This window comes from Neobacillus drentensis, assembly GCF_036962765.1.
GTDB lineage: Bacteria > Bacillota > Bacilli > Bacillales > Cytobacillaceae > Neobacillus > Neobacillus drentensis_C.
Map to the genome: position 1 here is coordinate 7,580 of NZ_JBALOS010000152.1, position 18,744 is coordinate 26,323.

The 18,744-nt window shown below is 40.5% G+C and carries 16 protein-coding genes; 13 read left to right on the forward strand and 3 right to left on the reverse strand.

Annotation, left to right across the window (positions count from 1 at the left end; genetic code table 11):
- Positions 1-39: 39 nt before the first annotated feature.
- Positions 40-552, reverse strand: a complete 513-nt coding sequence (locus V7137_RS18820; RefSeq protein WP_335699495.1) for an acyl-CoA thioesterase — start codon at positions 550-552, stop codon at positions 40-42.
- Between the two features lie 126 nt (positions 553-678).
- Between V7137_RS18820 and nadE the strand changes: the two genes are divergently transcribed.
- The 8 genes from nadE to V7137_RS18860 all read left to right on the forward strand — a co-directional run bounded on the left by nadE (position 679) and on the right by V7137_RS18860 (position 10,943).
- A complete protein-coding gene (gene nadE / locus V7137_RS18825; protein ID WP_335699496.1) occupies positions 679-1,500 on the forward strand; it encodes an ammonia-dependent NAD(+) synthetase in 822 nt (273 codons plus the stop codon).
- A gap of 347 nt (positions 1,501-1,847) precedes the next feature.
- Complete coding sequence (locus V7137_RS18830; protein ID WP_335699497.1) at positions 1,848-3,278, forward strand: amino acid permease; 1,431 nt, start codon at positions 1,848-1,850, stop codon at positions 3,276-3,278.
- A 158-nt stretch (positions 3,279-3,436) separates the two neighbouring features.
- Positions 3,437-4,267 (forward strand): amino acid ABC transporter substrate-binding protein, encoded by an 831-nt coding sequence (locus V7137_RS18835; RefSeq protein ID WP_335699498.1) that lies wholly within the window; start codon positions 3,437-3,439, stop codon positions 4,265-4,267.
- Positions 4,254-4,952, forward strand: a complete 699-nt coding sequence (locus V7137_RS18840) for an amino acid ABC transporter permease (RefSeq protein WP_335699510.1) — start codon at positions 4,254-4,256, stop codon at positions 4,950-4,952. The genes V7137_RS18835 and V7137_RS18840 overlap by 14 nt, the downstream gene beginning before the upstream one ends.
- A gap of 15 nt (positions 4,953-4,967) precedes the next feature.
- Complete coding sequence (locus V7137_RS18845; RefSeq protein ID WP_335699499.1) at positions 4,968-5,702, forward strand: amino acid ABC transporter ATP-binding protein; 735 nt, start codon at positions 4,968-4,970, stop codon at positions 5,700-5,702.
- A gap of 269 nt (positions 5,703-5,971) precedes the next feature.
- On the forward strand, positions 5,972-6,514 hold the full coding sequence (locus tag V7137_RS18850; protein WP_335699500.1) for an NfeD family protein: 543 nt from the start codon (positions 5,972-5,974) through the stop codon (positions 6,512-6,514).
- Positions 6,515-6,528: 14 nt separating this feature from the next.
- Positions 6,529-8,046, forward strand: a complete 1,518-nt coding sequence (locus V7137_RS18855) for a flotillin family protein (protein WP_335699501.1) — start codon at positions 6,529-6,531, stop codon at positions 8,044-8,046.
- A gap of 506 nt (positions 8,047-8,552) precedes the next feature.
- The gene (locus tag V7137_RS18860; RefSeq protein WP_335699502.1) at positions 8,553-10,943 is read left to right on the forward strand and encodes an immune inhibitor A domain-containing protein; all 2,391 of its coding nucleotides are present in this window, start codon (positions 8,553-8,555) and stop codon (positions 10,941-10,943) included.
- A 43-nt stretch (positions 10,944-10,986) separates the two neighbouring features.
- On the opposite strand, the gene V7137_RS18865 is transcribed toward V7137_RS18860, so the two are convergent.
- Positions 10,987-12,348: a sensor histidine kinase gene (locus V7137_RS18865; protein WP_335699503.1), complete on the reverse strand. Its 1,362-nt coding sequence runs from the start codon at positions 12,346-12,348 to the stop codon at positions 10,987-10,989.
- Between the two features lie 389 nt (positions 12,349-12,737).
- On the opposite strand from V7137_RS18865, the gene V7137_RS18870 reads away from it, so the two are divergent.
- The 3 genes from V7137_RS18870 (at position 12,738) to V7137_RS18880 (ending at position 15,296) form a co-directional block, all read left to right on the forward strand.
- Positions 12,738-13,448: a response regulator transcription factor gene (locus V7137_RS18870; RefSeq protein ID WP_335699504.1), complete on the forward strand. Its 711-nt coding sequence runs from the start codon at positions 12,738-12,740 to the stop codon at positions 13,446-13,448.
- Positions 13,426-14,799, forward strand: a complete 1,374-nt coding sequence (locus V7137_RS18875) for a HAMP domain-containing sensor histidine kinase (RefSeq protein WP_335699505.1) — start codon at positions 13,426-13,428, stop codon at positions 14,797-14,799. Before V7137_RS18870 ends, V7137_RS18875 begins: the two co-directional genes overlap by 23 nt.
- A 200-nt stretch (positions 14,800-14,999) precedes the next feature.
- Positions 15,000-15,296 carry an NAD(P)H-dependent oxidoreductase gene (locus V7137_RS18880; protein WP_335699506.1) on the forward strand — a complete coding sequence of 99 codons (297 nt, stop codon included), beginning with the start codon at positions 15,000-15,002 and terminating at the stop codon, positions 15,294-15,296.
- A 145-nt stretch (positions 15,297-15,441) separates the two neighbouring features.
- Here the strand turns inward: V7137_RS18880 and V7137_RS18885 are convergent, their stop codons facing one another.
- On the reverse strand, positions 15,442-16,224 hold the full coding sequence (locus tag V7137_RS18885; protein ID WP_335699507.1) for an undecaprenyl-diphosphate phosphatase: 783 nt from the start codon (positions 16,222-16,224) through the stop codon (positions 15,442-15,444).
- A gap of 205 nt (positions 16,225-16,429) precedes the next feature.
- On the opposite strand from V7137_RS18885, the gene V7137_RS18890 reads away from it, so the two are divergent.
- A complete protein-coding gene (locus V7137_RS18890) occupies positions 16,430-17,194 on the forward strand; it encodes a DUF4931 domain-containing protein (RefSeq protein WP_335699508.1) in 765 nt (254 codons plus the stop codon).
- A gap of 104 nt (positions 17,195-17,298) precedes the next feature.
- The gene (locus V7137_RS18895; RefSeq protein ID WP_335699509.1) at positions 17,299-18,468 is read left to right on the forward strand and encodes an FtsW/RodA/SpoVE family cell cycle protein; all 1,170 of its coding nucleotides are present in this window, start codon (positions 17,299-17,301) and stop codon (positions 18,466-18,468) included.
- The last annotated feature ends 276 nt before the right edge of the window (positions 18,469-18,744 follow it).

Below are 18,744 nucleotides of genomic sequence, written 5' to 3' on the forward strand. Positions count from 1 at the left end.
GAACTACTTTTTTCCCTGACCAAGGCGCTTCCGCTTTTCTTATTCCCATGGTTTATGTATGGTCAGTACGCTTGCCAACTCTTTACTGCTTTTTCTGTGTTCTTTCCGTTTTTCTGATCTTTCTTTGCCTGTTTCAAACAGCTTTTTCTCTTCTTCGGTTTCAGGAATGATACCTGGGACCTTTGTCGGTTTGCCGTTTTCATCTAGGGCGACAAAGGTTAAAAAGGCGGTGGCAGCAATTTTTCTATCACCAGACATTAGATTTTCTGCAATTACCTTAACGAAAATCTCCATCGAAGATGTTCCGGTTGAGGAAACAAATGTTTCAATGCAAACCGAATCCTTTGGTGTAATCGGACTAAGAAAGTCGACGGAATCAATCGAAGCCGTAACACACTCCGCTCTGGAATGTCTGACGGCCGAAATAGAGGCGATCATATCGATATCGCTGATTAGCTTTCCCCCAAACAAGGTATTATGGTTATTTACATCATTAGGAAAAATCCTACTTGTTCTGACCACTCGAGATTCATTACATGTTTTTGCATCCATCCTAATCCCTCCATTAATTGTCTACGTTAATTTACCCAAGTTTCTATTTTCTCTCCATTTTAGTGAAATCGAAGTATTTGTGGTACATTAATTAATATATCGATTGTTTGTCAGGAGGTACAGTAAATGAGTTTACAAGCACAGATTTTGAAGGATTTAAATGTCAATCCGACCATCCATCCGCAAGAAGAAATTAGGAAACGGATTGATTTCTTAAAAAATTACCTATTAAAAACAAAGGCCAAGGGTTATGTGCTGGGAATAAGCGGTGGTCAAGATTCAACGCTTGCAGGCCGGCTCGCCCAACTAGCGGTGGAAGAGCTGCGGAGCGAAGGAACTGATGCCTTATTTATCGCTGTTCGTCTTCCTTATGGCGTCCAACAAGACGAGGAAGATGCTAAGCGTTCATTAGCCTTTATCCGCGCTGACCGTGAGACAGTCTTTAACATCAAATCATCCGTAGATGAAGTCAAAAAAGAATATGATGAAAGCTATCAGGGGGCACCTCTAAGTGATTATCAAAAAGGAAATGTAAAGGCTCGAATGAGAATGATTGCTCAATATGCGATTGGTGGTATGGAGGGGCTGCTGGTTATTGGGACAGATCATGCAGCTGAAGCCGTAACAGGTTTCTATACAAAGTATGGCGATGGCGGAGCTGACATTCTTCCATTGAGCGGATTATCGAAGCGGCAAGGGAAAGCTCTGTTAAAAGAACTGGGTGCAGATGAACGTTTATATTTAAAAACACCTACTGCAGACCTGCTGGACCAAAAACCTGGACAGGCCGATGAGACGGAATTAGGTATCAGCTATGATGAACTCGACGACTATTTGGAAGGCAAGTCCGTTTCAAAAGAGGTAGCTGACAAAATAGAACAGCGCTATCTCATGACTGAACATAAACGCCAACTTCCAGTTACAATGTTTGATGGTTGGTGGAAATAGAAAGCGGATGTGGTTTGAACTAGATGACTTGGAAAAAAACCATTCCATGTTTCCATGAAACCCACTCTTGAAGGGAATCAAAAAAAGACTATAATGGGAACTGTCGAAGATATCCCATTCCAATAAGGATGAACTATAAAATAGTAATGTAATCCATTGCAATGGGTACTTACTATTTTTTTTGTCAATTTACTTCTTTAATACTTTATCAGGATAAAATTTCCCGTTGACACAATCCTTGACGGGTCTTATATTTAATAAAGTGTTTTAATGCTTATTCAAGTAAATAACTAAAAAAACATTTTTTTAATATAAAATAAAACCTTATTAGAGAGAGGGATTACACCATGGGGAACGCAAATAAATTAGGTTTTTGGGTTTTAACCGCTCTTGTTGTCGGAAACATGGTCGGTTCAGGGATTTTTATGCTGCCAAGCTCGCTATCTGAAGCAGCGAGTCCTGCTGGTGTGATCTCAGCATGGCTCGTAACAGGCCTTGGTGTATTAATGACAGCTCTTGTATTTGGTAACCTTGCGATTCGAAAACCAAATATAACTGGCGGTCCACAAATATATGCAAAGGAATTATTTAAACCAGGTTCACACGCATCAATCCTATCTGGTTTTATGTCTTCTTGGGGATATTGGATCGGTAACCTTGCCGGGAATGTTGCGATGATTACAACCTTTGCTGGTTATTTATCAACCTTTTTCCCGATCTTAACAAGCCAGGCGGATTGGTTTACCATTGGCGGATTTACACTTAAGGTCGGTAATGGATTAACTTTTCTTGTATGTTCCCTCCTGCTCTGGGGAATTCACTTTATTATCCTGCGTGGGATTGAAAGTGCCGGAAAGCTGAATTTTGCTGCAACTGCAGCTAAAATTGCCGGATTTATTCTGTTTATTATTGTCGGTTTATTTGCATTTGAAAAAAGCAATATCCTTCCGTTCATGGCCGTTAGAATGGACGAAGCTGGTCATGCAATTGGAATGATGAGTCAAGTGAACAGTGCTGCTGTTAATACATTGTGGGCATTTATTGGGGTCGAATCTGCAGTTGTGTTTGCTTCGCGTGCTAGAAAACAAACGGATGTTAAACGTGCCACTATCCTTGGATTATTTATTGCCCTTGGGATTTACATCGGTATCAGCACCTTAGTAATGGGAATGTTAGACCAAACCACGCTTATGCATTCTGATAAGCCGCTAATTGATGCTATTTCAACTGTCTTAGGACCTATTGCTGGGAAAGTATTAGCAGGGATCGGGTTAATCAGCTTATTCGGTTCAACGATTGGCTGGTTAATGTTAAGTGCAGAAGTACCATATCAAGCAGCGAAGCAAGGATTATTCCTTCCATCTTTCAAAAAAGAAAACAAAAAAGGAATTCCGTTATTTTCCATGATTGTCTCGAATGGTTTAGGACAATTGTTTATTTTTTCAACGGTATCAAAATCCATTTCAGATGCCTTTGGATTCGTTATAGTCATTGCAACGTTATCCTACTTGGTGCCTTACTTTATCTCTTCGGTTTACCAGTTAAAATTAGTTGTGACAGGAGAGACCTATATAGGGGATCGTTCAAGGATTACCGATGGAATTATTGCCTTGCTTGCGACCATTTATTCGGTGTGGGTTATTATCGCTGGAACAGCTGATATTAAAACCTTCACTTATGGGATGATCTTAATAGCGAGCGGTGTCCTCTTTTATGGACCACTTTGGAGAAGTAAAAAGACCGCTAACATGGAACAAAAGAAAGCTTTATCAGCATAATAATTTTTTAGCCTATCAGAATTCCTCTGATGGGTTTTTATTTTGTAAAAAAGGGTAAAATAATTTTAATTTCGTGCACAACTTTTCCTTTGACATAAGTCAATCTGTGTAATATGATTAAATCCGATAAAAACAATCAGAATTAGGGGGTTTCATCAGTGAAAAAACTTTCACTTATTTTCGCACTTTTATTTAGCTTTATGTTAGTACTGTCAGCTTGCGGCAAGGATAATGCCGATAAAGATAATAACAAAACTGACAACAAGACTGCTGAAAAAGCAGGTAACGATTTATTGAAAAAGGTAAAAGATGAAGGAACACTATTAATTGGAACAGAAGGTACGTATCCTCCATTTACTTTCCATGATACTAGTGGCAAGCTAACGGGATTTGATGTGGATCTTGCGACTGAGGTTGCCAAACGAATTGGGGTTAAACCTGAATTTAAAGAAACACAGTGGGATGCGATGTTTGCAGGATTAGATGCAAAGCGTTTTGATATTATTGCGAACGAGGTTGGAATTCGTCCAGACCGTCAGGAAAAATATGATTTCTCAGATCCATATATTACTTCTGCAGGTGTCCTGATTGCCCATAAAGATAACGATAAAGTGAAAAGCTTTGAAGATATCAAAGGTTTAAATGCGGCTCAATCGATGACAAGTAATTACGCAGATATGGCAAAGAAATATGGAGCTAAAATAGTTGGAGTGGATGGTTTCCAACAAGCAGTTGAGCTCCTTGCCCAAAAACGTGTTGATGTGACAATTAACGATAAGCTTTCATTTTTAGACTATAAAAAACAAAAGCCAGATGCGCCAATCAAGGTTGTCGCAACCGCAGATGATGCTTCTTCAAGCGGTTTTATGTTTAGAAAGAATAGTGATACGCTAGTCGACGAAGTGAATAAGGTGTTAAAAGATATCGTCGATGATGGCACCTACAAAAAAATCTCTGAGAAATGGTTTGGTGAAGATGTACTTAAATAGTATTTTTGCTGACCCAGAACGAGCAGATAGATTAATCGAGATTGCAAAAACTTCCCTCCGGCCGCTGCTGGAGGGTGCTGTTATGAATACTATTCCATTAACAATCATTTCGTTTATTATCGGGATTATTCTGGCGGTGCTAACTGCTCTTGCCCGAATTTCTCAGGTAAAACTCTTTCAAGGGATAGCCAGGTTTTATGTTTCAGCGATTCGCGGCACTCCATTACTGGTTCAGTTATTCATTATTTTTTATGGACTTCCTAATATAGGAGTGACCCTGGATCCATTTATATCCGCGGTCATTGGTTTCTCACTAAGTGTTGGGGCTTATGCTTCAGAAATCATTCGAGCTGCGATTATCTCCATTCCTAAGGGCCAGTGGGAAGCTGGTTATTCGATCGGAATGACCTACACCCAAGCATTAAAGAGGATTATCCTGCCGCAGGCAGCAAGAGTATCCATACCGCCATTATCGAATTCATTTATTAGTCTTGTAAAAGACACTTCTCTTGCGTCAGTTGTCCTTGTAACAGAGATGTTTCGCCGGGCCCAAGAAATTGCTTCAACCACCTATGAATTTTTATTGGTTTATGTAGAAGCAGCACTTTTTTATTGGGTTATTTGCTTTTTCCTTTCTATCGTGCAAGGATATTTGGAAAAGAGAATGGACCGGTACACGTCTTAATGAGGGAGTATTACGATGATTTCAATTAAAGGTTTATATAAGCAATTTGGTCAGCTAGAGGTCTTAAAAGGGATTGACCTAGACGTTGAAAAAGGAAAAGTAGTTGTAGTGATCGGTCCATCGGGTTCCGGTAAGACAACGATGCTTCGGTGTTTGAATGTGCTTGAAACACCGAACAAAGGAATCGTCTCCATCGAAGGACAAAGCTTGGATTTTTCAAAAAGTGTACCGAAAAAACAAGTCGCCTCGTTTCGGCGCTTAACGGGGATGGTTTTTCAAAGCTATAATCTCTTCCCGCACAAAACTGCTCTTCAAAACGTCATGGAAGGTCCCATCATTGTTAAAGGCGAGAGTAAAGAGATTGCACGGAAAAAAGCACAGGCACTCCTTGAAAAAGTAGGACTTGGTGATAAGGTAGATTACTTTCCCGCCCAGCTTTCCGGCGGTCAGCAGCAGCGTGTCGGTATTGCCCGGGCACTAGCCATGGAACCGGAAGTGATGCTTTTTGACGAGCCGACCTCTGCCCTTGATCCCGAACTCGTTGGAGAGGTGTTAAAGGTTATGAAAGACCTGGTTGGTGAGGGGATGACGATGATTGTGGTTACCCATGAAATGCGCTTTGCCCGTGAAGCGGCCGATGAGGTCATTTTCATGGATCAAGGTGTGATTGTTGAGAGGAACAAGCCAGAAGAGATCTTTACTAATCCAAAAGAAGAACGAACAAGGAAGTTCTTGAATATGATTCAATAAGGTGTTGTAGCTAAGTGCTATGGCACTTTTTTATTTTTATGAAGAATTGTTCATAAATTCTCCATATCCGTGAGGAAGGATTTTGACAAGCAGTATCGAATCTTGAATGAAACAGGTAAATTTTTAGAAAAAAGTGAAACTTTTCCATAATATAACCGTATTAAAGGTAGATACATAGGAAGGGATGGATGCTTATGGATGAGGAGTGGTGGTTACGTACTTAAAGGATTAACCTAAATTTTTTAAATGAATAAGAAGGATGGATGCGCATGGAACCATTCAGCATTCCTTTAGAAACGATTTATTTATATGGATTAATAATTGCAGGGGTTTTAACCGTTTTGTATGTGTTATTTGCAGATGTTTTCCATTTTCATGGATTTGGAGAGGGAATCGATTTTCTTAACCCGGTCCTGATCTTTGCTTTCGTGACAATCTTGTCTGCGAGCGGTTATCTGTTTGAACGGCTATCATCATTCCATTATTTACTGATTTTAGGCATTTCTGCAGTTGCGGCCTTTATTGTTGTATCGTTATTAAATGTTTTTGTGCTTATCCCGCTCTCGTCTGCGGAGGAATCACTTGTCTATAAAGAAGCAGACCTGCGGGGCAGGATTGGGACGGTCATCACGACCATTCCTGTTGACGGGTTTGGGGAAGTGATGATTGACAGTACAAGCGGCAGAATTGCTAAGCCAGCATCAAGCTTTGATGGAGACCTGATTGAGAGTGGAACAAAAGTGCTGATTGTCCAGGTAGAAAAAGGTGTCCTGCAAGTAACGGTACATCATCAATTAGAGAGTTTTTTATAGGGAGGTTTTAGGAGATGGAATTCAATATTATCTGGGTATTCATTGGAATAGTTGTTCTTATTTTACTTGCGTTAATCGGTGTTTTTATTACGAAATACAGAACGGCCGGACCGGATGAGGCCTTAATCGTGACCGGCAGCTTCCTTGGTAACGGAAATGTCCATGTCGACGAGTCTGGGAATAAAATTAAAATCATCCGCGGCGGGGGTACGTTTATTTTACCCGTCTTCCAACAAGCTAAACCGCTAAGCTTACTATCTAGTAAACTGGAGGTAACAACTCCTGAGGTTTATACCGAGCAAGGTGTACCTGTAATGGCCGACGGGGTAGCGATTATTAAAATTGGCGGCTCAATTAGTGAAATTGCAACTGCAGCGGAACAGTTCCTCGGAAAACCTAAGGAAGACCGTGAGAATGAAGCACGAGAAGTACTTGAAGGACATCTGCGTTCGATTCTTGGTTCGATGACCGTCGAAGAAATTTATAAAAACCGGGATAAATTCTCCCAAGAGGTCCAAAGGGTTGCCTCACAGGACTTAGCCAAAATGGGCTTGGTGATTGTGTCGTTTACGATAAAGGACGTCCGTGACAAAAATGGTTACCTGGATTCACTAGGTAAGCCGAGGATTGCACAAGTAAAAAGAGATGCGGATATCGCAACGGCAGAAGCCGAAAAAGAAACTCGGATTAAAAAAGCAGAGGCAGCGAAAGAAGCCAAGCGAAATGAATTAGAGCGAGCAACAGAAATTGCCGAAGCGGAAAAGGTCAACCAATTAAAAGTGGCTGAGTTTAGACGCGAACAAGATATTGCCAAGGCCCGTGCCGACCAGGCATACGATCTGGAAACGGCAAGATCCAAACAGGATGTCATGGAACAAGAAATGCAAATTAAGATTATTGAAAGACAAAAACAAATAGAATTAGAAGAAAAAGAAATTCAACGCCGCGAACGGCAATATGACTCGGAAGTGAAGAAAAAGGCTGACGCTGACCGTTATTCCGTGGAACAATCCGCGGAAGCAAATAAGGCCAAGGAAATTGCTGCAGCTGAGGCCAATAAATATCGGATTGAAGCAATGGCAAAAGCAGAAGCCGAGCGAATTCGTTTGGATGGCCTAGCTAAAGCAGAGGCCCAAAAAGCGCAGGGATCAACCGAAGCGGAAATTATTCGCCTCAAAGGTTTAGCCGAAGCGGAAGCAAAAGAAAAAATTGCTGAAGCATTTGAACAATTTGGTCAAGCGGCTATCCTGGACATGGTCATTAAAATGTTGCCAGAATATGCGAAGCAAGTGGCGGCGCCATTGTCCAATATTGATAAGATTACAGTCGTTGATACTGGAGGCGGCTCTGGAGAAAGCGGTGGCGCTAATAAAATCACCAGCTATGCAACCAACTTGATGGCGAGTCTTCAGGAGTCACTTAAGGCTTCAAGCGGTATTGACGTGAAGGAACTCATTGAAAACTACTCAGGAAAAGGAAATATAAGAAAAAGTATTGAGGAATTAACCAATGAAGTTAAAAAAGCCGAATAAAAAAGAAAATCCTTATCACATTCGATAAGGATTTTCTTTTTTTGCTTTTAAACTAATTAAGATTATTATTCTATTACAATAACAATAGTTTTAGATATTTTACCAAAAGAATCAGAGTAATGCTTTATTACTTTGGTGCGTTGCTGGGGAAGAGTAGTTCTTTAATCATTATTAAAATAATGAAGTCTATCCATTTGGTCCTCGGTGAACAATTTTTTACTTTTTTTGTAGGTAATAAGAATTAAATCTAGAAGCTCGAAATTATAAGTATTTTGTCGCAATTAGAGATTTTTAGGTCATTTATTCCTATAAAACTCCTTTTTAATTCAGGTGAAACTACTCGAGTTAATGGTAAATGTTGGTCATTGATAATAGATTTTACCTGAATTCTTACCTATAATACACAATATTTAAAATATTTACAATATTACTTCTCCTTGTTAAAATTCAAATCAGACTCTTCTGAAAACGTTAAACACCATATTTATTATTAGGGGGCAACATATTTGAAGAAGAAAAGTGGTTTAAAGGTATTTTCCAGCGTCGCCGCTACTACTCTACTTGCGACGACATTATTCGCAGGTACATTTGCTGGGCCAAAAGCAACACCAGTGTCGGCCAAAACAGTAAATGCAGCAGAATCTGCATCGATTGACTTGAATATTGTCGATCAGGACAGACTTGCAAAGGCATTGGAAAAAAGGGGTCTAATTTCTAAGAGTGCTAGTCAGGAAGACGTAACAAAAGCAGTTAAAGCTTACATAAAGAAAAAACAGGGTGAAAAGCCTGGCAAATCAGAAAAGGCAATAACAAAAGAGCAGAAGGAATTTGACAAGAAAGCAAAGGACTTTGTTACAAAACAGAAGGACAAGCTTGCTAAACAACTTGAAAAGGGTCATGAAAACTTTAAAAAGGGTAAACCAACAGGTACAGTAAAAGTAAATTCTGCTACACAAGCAAACTATAACGGAGCAATACGCGAAGATAAAGTACTTGTGCTGCTTGTTGAATATGCAGATTTCGCACACAATAACATTGACCAAGAACCTGGTTATATGTGGGCTGATGATTTCAATCGCGAGCACTATCAAAAAATGCTTTTTGGCGATGAAGATTTCACCCTTTTCAACGGTGAGAAGATTAAGACTTTTAAACAATATTATGAAGAGCAATCTGGCGGAAGCTACACTGTTTCCGGAGAGGTTTCAAACTGGTTGAAGGTGCCAGGGAATGCTGCTGAATACGGTGGCGACAATTCGGCAGGAGGTCATGATAATGCGCCTGGAACAAAAGGTGCTCGTGGTCTTGTTAGGGATGCATTGGTTGCAGCGGCTCAATCAGGGATTAACTTAGCTGATTACGACCATTTTGATCAATATGATCTTGATGGTGATGGAAACCAGAACGAGCCGGATGGACTTGTAGACCACTTGATGGTTCTTCACTCCGGAGTTGGACAGGAAGCAGGAGGCGGCAAGCTTGGTGACGATGCAATCTGGTCACACCGTTCGGTTGTTGGCAACGCTCCTTATCGAGTACCTGGTACAACTGCTGCGGTCCCTTATTGGGGAGGACAAATGGCTGCATTTGACTACACCATTGAACCAGAAGATGGGGCTACTGGCGTATTTGCGCACGAGTTTGGTCATGACTTAGGTCTTCCAGATGAGTATGATACTCAGTATACTGGTAACGGTGAGCCAGTTGAGCAATGGTCTATCATGAGTGGCGGCAGCTGGAGCGGTCATATCGCTGGTACCCAACCACCAAGCTTCTCACCGCAAAATAAAGACTTCTTCCAAAAAACAATCGGCGGCAACTGGGCCAATATTACGGAAGTGAACTATGCAGACATCGATAAAAACGGTGGTGCGGCAGTTATAGACCAAAGTGTCACAAAATCAAAGAACCCAGGTATTGTAAAGGTTAATCTTCCGAAAAAAGTAGTAAAGGGTATTCAAACTACTTTTGGTAGCAAATACTACTACAGCCAAAAAGGGGATGACCTTCATACCACACTTGTAACTCCTGAATTGGATCTTACAAATGCTACAAATGCTGAATTTTCGTATAAGGCAAATTATGAAGTTGAGTATGATTATGACTATGTATATGTAAATGCATTGGTGGATGGTGAAGAAGTAGAACTAGATAAAATCGGGGATACAAACGTTGCTGATGGTATGGACACTACAAATGGAAAATGGATAGATGTATCATATGATTTAAGTCAATTTGCCGGCAAGAAAGTAAAACTAGCTTTTGAATATGTAACTGATGGCGGTTTAGCTCCTGAAGGTCTTGCAATGGACGAGCTGAAACTGACTGTTGACGGTAATGGCGTATTCACTGATGGCGCTGAAGGTACACCTGCTGTAATGCTTAATGGTTTTACTCAGACAGACGGTATTTTCTTGAAAGATCACTACTACTACTTAGAGTGGAGAAACTATGCAGGTTCCGACACAGCACTGCAATTCTCTCGAGGTGTTAAATATAATACTGGTTTAGTAGTTTGGTATGCAGATGATTCATATACTGATAACTGGGTAGGTGTTCACCCAGGAGAAGGATTCCTTGGTGTAGTCGATGCCCATCCTGAAGCAATAATTGGTACTCTAAACGGCAAGACTTCAGTAAGTCAAAGTACACGCTACCAAGTTGCAGATGCGGCCTTCTCATTAGACAAGTCACCTGCATGGTATATTAATTCACCTTCTCGTGGAATCTTTGATTACAAAGGACTTTCAGGCGTAACATCATTTGATGACTCTAAAACTTACTCTAATGAGTTGATTCCAGATGCTGGACGCAAAGTTCCTAACTTCGGTCTTCAGTTCCAAGTCATCGGCGAAGCAAAAGACAACTCTGCTGGTGCAGTTTGGATCCATAAGTAAAAAGTAAAAAAGACACCGGGCATGCCTGGTGTCTTTTTACCTTTTATAAGATCATCTCAAATGCGGTCCCGTTATTTGGCTTGCTTGTTACCTTGATTGTACCTCCATGTGCCTCAACTAATTGTTTAACAATTGACAGTCCCAGCCCTGTTCCACCGAGTGCACGGGTCCTAGATTTATCAACGCGGTAGAACCGTTCAAAAATGCGCGGCAAGTCCTCTCCAGGGATTCCCATTCCTTCATCTTGAATCTTCATATGAACTCTTCCACTAATATTCCTAACTTCGACACGGATTTTAGAATTTGGTTCCGAATATTTACGTGCATTATCAATCAGATTGAGAATAACCTGTTCGAATCGTATTGGATCTAGGAACATATAAAGATCAACTGAGCATTCTAGAACAAGGTCCATATGATTTTCTTTGAGTGCAGGGGTAACTTTTTCGATGATAGATTGAAAATAAGGCCGTAAATGAACCTTTTCTTTTTCAATCGAAAAAGTATTCTCATCCATTTTTGCGAGATTGAATAATTCCTTAACTAGTTTCGATAGCTTGCCTGTCTCTTCAAAAATAATCCCTAAATATTTATCTCTGTCCTCACCAATGGTTTCTTGGCGTCGGGCGATATCTGCATAGCCCTTAATATAAGTCAGTGGAGTACGGAGCTCGTGCGAGATGCTTGCGAGAAACTCATTCCGTTCGTTTTTTAGCATTTCTAAATCACTTGCTAACACCTTAATCGATTCCCCAAGTTCCCCCATTTCGTCCTTGCCAAGCTTCGGTAAGGACACGGAGAAATCGCCCTTGCTGATTCGTTTGGTTGCTTCACTCATTTGAATGAGCGGTTGGGTGACATAGCGTGTTAGCGTAATAATGATGATAATCATAAACAACAGGGAAAGCAGACCAGCAATCAGAAAATGCTGGTTTAATCCAGAAATCATCTCTTTGATTTTTTCGGTATTTTGAAACATAAAGACATACCCAGTAAAATGATCATCTATGATTACCGGACTGACAGAAGCAATATAGGCCTTATTTTTCCAGTCGTTCTCTAAAATAAATCCTTCGTGCGGAATGGGTTTTGGCACGGCTTTCATGATCGTTTTCATATCGTCTGTCACACGATTGGATGACATATAAATGGTTCCATCGGGCTTGGTTAAAATCACCTGTGTATCCGTCCGCGCCTCCATTATGGCTATGTGTCGAATGGTTTCATCATGAAAGGATGCCTCAAGGATCTCACGATGATTATTTCCGCGTGTTTGGAGTGAAGTTAACTCTTCATGCACCCGGGAATGAATAATATTATTGTGCAAAAAAACCATTAAAATGCATTCTAATATAAATATCGCTAGAAAAAAAAGAACGCCAATCTTAATTGAGATTTTATTCATAAATTTGAGCACCTCACTCTCCTAGCATACTATATCGTCTGCCGGTTAAGAGCTTCATATTGTAGCAAATTTTTAAAATAAAGGAATATCAACTATAACCTTTAACACAGCTAAAATAAAAAAAGTGGGCGCCCCATCGGTGGGGCGCCCTGACTATTTAAAAAAGAGAGGTTAAATTTGGGATGAGTAAGATGGCCTTGGACCATGTACTTCATCACAGAGGGGATAACTACAAACTTGGGAGTCCTTCTAGTGATCGCCTCTTTCTAACTACACCCCCATCTTACCGAGAAAAATTGAAGATGTTATGAAGAACTTGTGGTGAATTTGTGAAGTTACAAACATCACAGACTTGGAATGATATATTTAATATGTGGGGAGTGGTTAAAATGAAAATATTATTAGTAGACGATGAACGTAGAATAATAGAAGTTCTTGAAGCCTATTTAGAAAGGGAAGGCTATGAAATTCATTGCGCAGATAATGGTATTGATGCTTTGAAAAAGGTAAAAGCCCTAAACCCAGATTTAATTATACTAGATTTAATGCTGCCGGATATTTCTGGTGAAGAAGTCTGCCGTCTGGTTCGAAAAGAATCGGATGTACCCATTCTGATGTTGACGGCCAAATCAGCAGAAGATGACCGAATTAATGGAATCGTGATGGGCGCAGATGATTACTTAACCAAACCGTTCAGCCCACGGGAAGTAGTGGTGCGTGTTCAAGCGATTTTAAGACGTGTAAAAAAGACGGAAAAAGTGGAACGACTTGAATTCAATCGCAAAAAGCTGATCATTGACTTAATTAAAAAAGAAGTAACCGCAAACGGAGACAACATTACCTTAACACCAATCGAATATAAGCTATTAACCAATATGGCAGTAAATCCTGGCCGGGTTTACAGCCGGATGGATTTGCTCGAAAAAATTCAGGATGAAGGCATGTATTATGATGGCTATGAACGCAGTGTAGATACCCATATCAAAAATCTTCGTAAAAAAATTGAGAGGGATTCACGGCAGCCAGATTTTATCGTGACGGTTTTCGGAATGGGGTATAAATTTGGAGGGGTATTAGATGCTGCAAACGCTCCGGTCTAAGATACTATTTTATTTAATCCTCATCTCGATGATTGCCATCATCATCGTTAGTTTTTTCATCCAGTATGGTTTTGAGGAGAGCTTTAATAGCTACTTAGATCGAAATCGGGAAAAGAAGATTGATCGAATCATCGCGGAAATTGAAAAGGATTATAAAAAAAACGGCCACTTTACGAGCGACCCGGTATTTGGCCTCTTACACGAACATGCGATGACCGATCAACTTTATTTTCAACTTTATGATCGTTTAGGGCAATTGCAAATGGATTCATCCAACATTCGCGGCATGCTAAACAGCTTCGGATTAACGGAACCTGCTCCAAATGGGGAAGAGTGGCATTCCAAGACCTATACACTGAGGGTAGAGAATCAAATCATTGGGAAACTCGTCGCCATCTATCCTAAGGGCTTAATTGATGATGAATATACGTTTATTCAAACGATCCAATTATACATTTATGCGGCTGTTTGTTTGACGATTGTTTTGGCGATTATATTTAGTATGCTTTTTTCAAAGAAGCTCACCTCAGGGTTACAGAAGCTTTCGTTTGCAGCAAATGAACTACAGAATCATAATCTTGATATTCGGATTCCATTAACCGGTTTGCCAACCGAGGTAAAGGATATTGCGATCTCGTTTAATAATTTGGCCGTGTCATTGGCAAAGGAAGAAAATTTGCGAAAGCATTTTACAGGTGACCTAGCACATGAACTCCGTACACCGCTTGCGACATTGAGAAGTCAAATTGAGGCATTTCAGGACGGTATTTGGGAGCCAACGCCGCAGCGATTGCAGACAACACATGAAGAGTTAATGCGGTTAGTTAGGCTCGTTAATGAATTAGAAAAGCTGCTGGCGGCCGAAAATCCTCAGATCAGACTGGAAAAAATCGAATTAGATGCAGGAAGTGTGCTGGCGGCGTTATTTGAGATGTTCCAGCCCTTGTTTAAAGAGAAGGGTGTTCATCTCCTGATTAAAGAACCTGCCGAGGACGAATTATTTGAAGCAGACAAGGATCGGTTAATGCAAATTCTGTCAAACATCCTTAATAATGCCCTGAAGTATACCCCAGAAGGAAAAAATGTCACCCTCTCTGTGCAAACAGACATGGAAGGCAATGTTGGCTTTAAGATTCAAGATGAAGGCGCAGGAATGGCAGAGGACGATATTCCGCATATATTTGAACGCTTCTATCGCGGTGATAAATCCCGTGATCGTAAAACAGGGGGAGTCGGAATCGGGCTCTCGATCGTTAAAGCTTTAATGGATGCTCATAAAGGCGTCATTAAAGTAAAAAGCAGGCTGAATAAGGGAACGAGCGTGACATTGTGGTTTCCGCAGAAAGACTAGAATGCCTCTGCAGTGAGCAGGGGCGTTCTTTACCTTCCACTAGAAAATAGCAGTTCCGAACAGAACTGCTAATTAACGTGCAATAGGATAAAACTTTTTCCACTCGTTTAGGAAGGAGGCAGTGAAGGTATTCGGTTGGTCAAGAACGCGTTTGGTTGGTCCCACTTGTTTCACTTCACCATTTACAACAATGACAAGCTGTGGAAAAAACGTTTACGAACACGCCGGAAGGCCCAGAAGGACTTCTTACTGGTAGAAAAGCCATTCACATTCAGACGCGTGGCGGTATATACTCATCTGGTCCAATGATGGAATTTGAAATGGGCGACCGCTACTTACAAAAAGTATTTGAATTCCTTGGTTTTGAGAGACTGGATACAGTTGTTGCAGAAGGTATGGATCATTTCCCCAAAATGATTCCTGAGATTATGGCAAAAGCGAAGGAACAAGCCGCCGAAGCAGCTAGAGAAATGGCAAAACTACCTGTTTCATTGTAAAGAAGAGCGACTCGATTGCATCGGGTCGCTTTCTCGTTGTTTTTTTTAAATGGTAGTTTATTTTACTCCTATTTGTGAAAAATCCCCTTTTATTTGCGAATCGAGGGCTTTTATTTGCGTATTGATTTTTCCACCTGCTCCTGCTTTAAAATTTACCCGTAAATTGGAAAAATAACACGAGCAGGCCTAAGGCCCACACATAAATAGCAAATGGTTTTAAGGAGTGATTCTTCAAATAGCCAATCATCCATTTAACGGCTACATAACCAAAGATAGCAGAAGCAACAATACCAACAAGCAATGCCGACAGAGAGATCTCTTCCCCTTGACCGCCGAGTAAATCCTTTGTTTGTAAGACAATCGCACCTGCAATCGCAGGAGTGGATAATAAGAAGGAAAAATACGCAGCTGTTTCACGGTCTAATTTTCGCCAAAGTGCCGCAACAATGGTCATCCCTGAACGAGAAATCGCCGGCATAATGGCAACCGCCTGAAAAGTCCCAATGATGAGGGCATCCTTATAGCTAATATCATCCATTTTTTTATAGCCATTTTTCACGGAATCAGCAAGCCACAGGAAAATTCCCGTAATCAAAAACTCCCAGCCAATTGTCACACCTGTTTTCGAAATTTCATCAATATAATCTTTAAAGGCAAGTCCAAAGACCACCGCTGGGATCGTCCCAACGATTAGCAAAAAGGTTAACTTACTAAATGGATTCTTAATAATTTTGATAAATTCTTCCTTATAAAATACAAACACAGCCAACAACGTGCCGACATGAAGCATGGTATCGAGCAAGAGCCCAGCTTCCTGCAAACCGAATAAATTTCTTCCTAAATAAAGATGGCCTGTACTGCTAATGGGCAAGAATTCCGTTAAACCTTGAATAATCCCAAGAATAAATGCTTCTAATTTCGTTAACATAAATACCCTCACAATCTAAAGAAATGATAAGCCTGTACATTTAAAAGATATGCTAAAATTATCTATTTAATGAAATTCTCCTCTATTTTAGGATTCTCTTTCCAATTAGGTCAATGAAAATATTGGCTGACTAAACAAAATAAGTGCAATTGGAGGGCACTCTCCCATAAAATAGAAGTATACCCGTTCGAGAGGAGAAGCGCATTTGGAAAATTCACATCTACATTTTAATACGTCGATTGGTGTTCAAAAGCCTGAGAATATACGAAACAAAGACCAGGCATGTCCTTTTTGCGAAAGAGATCAACTGACCAACCTCATTGCTGTGGACGAACCAATTATTCTTTTGAAAAATAAATATCCAGTTTTAGAACATACCTTTCAAACGGTATTAATTGAAACAGATGATTGTCATGGTGAATTATCAACTTACTCAAAAGAGCATTTACATAAACTGATGAGGTTTGGCATCAAACATTGGTTAGCCATGGAGGAAACAGGCCGCTATCAATCGGTAATCTTTTTCAAAAACCATGGACCATTGTCCGGAGGTACGCTCTCCCATCCTCATATGCAAATTATCGGCCTGGATGATATTAATTATAAAGAAAAGGTAACCCATGAAATGTTTGAGGGCATTGTGATTGCCGAGGAGGAAGGGGTCCGGTTTACCCTATCGACAAAGCCGCGTGTTGGCTTCTATGAATTCAATATTGAAATGGAGGATTCCAGCTACCAGGAAAAATTTTCAGATTACCTGCAAATAGCGGTTCATTATATCCTGAATAATTTTCCATTCAAAGCATCAAGCTATAATCTGTTTTTCCATCATATAGAAAATAAAATTTATGCCAAGGTAGTTTCACGTTTTGTCACCACCCCACTTTATATCGGATATGGAATTCCACAGGTACCAAGTAATCTGGCATGGATGGCAGGGAAGGTACAGCAGATTTATTTTAACGAGTAGAACTTTCTAGGTAAATCAAACCATTCATGGTTTAGAAGTTGTGATTTATTGATAATAAAAATATAATGGAGGAATGTAGCATTTCTTAGTAAGGTGGAACCTATATGACTTCAAATACTAACAAAACTTCAAAACTTGATTATAATCTTGTTTTTATATTGATTTTACTATTTCTAGCAAGCTGTTTAGCGATTTATAGTGCGCAGGCAAGCGGACAATACAAGGAGAACTTTCTAATTAAGCAGATTTTTTGGTATGCTGTGGGCAGTGGAATCATTACTGGGGTTATGACTCTTGATTCGGACCAATTACGAAAGTTAACCTGGTATGCTTATGGATTTGGACTTCTTCTGCTTGGATTTTTAATTGTTGCGCCGGAGAGTATCGCGCCTGTTATCAATGGGGCGAAAAACTGGTTTAAAATACCTGGAGTGGGAACAATTCAGCCATCTGAGTTTGTTAAAATCTTCATTATATTGGCTCTTGCACGCGTGATTGAAGATCATCACCAAAAGAACCAGATCAAAACGATGCAGACCGATTTCTGGCTGTTGGTGAAGATGGGGATTGTCACAATGGTCCCATTAGCATTTATCATCAAGCAAGATTTAGGAACTTCACTCGTTTTCCTAGCTATTATGATCGGGATGGTTTTTATTTCAGGGATATCGTGGAAGCTTTTGACCCCACTATTTTCCACCGGGATTGCACTGATCGGGACGATTTTTTATTTTGTATTATGGAAACCAGATCTACTTGAAAAATATCTTGGGGTAGGCGAGTACCAGCTCCGTCGGATTTACTCATGGCTTGACCCCTATAGTTACCAAGGTTCGGATGCCTACCAGTTGACCAAATCCCTGTTAGCGATTGGGTCAGGGCAGACGGGCGGTAAAGGTTTTGGAAACCGCGAAGTCTACTTACCCGAGAGCCAGACCGACTTTATCTTTAGTGTCGTCGGCGAGGAATATGGCTTCATAGGTGCGAGCGTATTAATCAGTTTGTTCTTTCTATTGGTTTACCATATAACCAAGGTTGGAATGGAGACAAAGAATAACTTTTATACTTATATTTGCGTAGGGGTCATCAGCATGATTACCTTCCACGTTTTCCAAAATATCGGGATGACCATTGGCGTGCTGCCAATTACTGGTATTCCCTTACCGTTTATTAGCTACGGTGGTAGTGCCTTGATGGGAAACATGTTAGGCCTCGGCTTAATCTTCTCAATCCGCTATCATTATAAGAAATACATGTTCTCGACATCGGCATAGAGTTTGGATAAAGAGCGACGTTTTGGTCGCTCTTTTTTGTGTGCTTTGAAATGGGTGGTTGGCGGAAAAAATGGGGGAGTTGGCGGAATTGTGTTCTAGTTTGGCGGAATAACTTTTGAAATCGGCGGAATTCCGGATTAGTTCGGCGGAATAAATAGGAAAGTCGGCGGAATCCTCCCCGTTTAGTGCGGCCAAACCTATGTGTTAAATCGATCAAATTAAGGTTTGGCGGGAAAGCTCAAACAATCGGCGGAATCCCGTTCCCGTTTGGCGGGA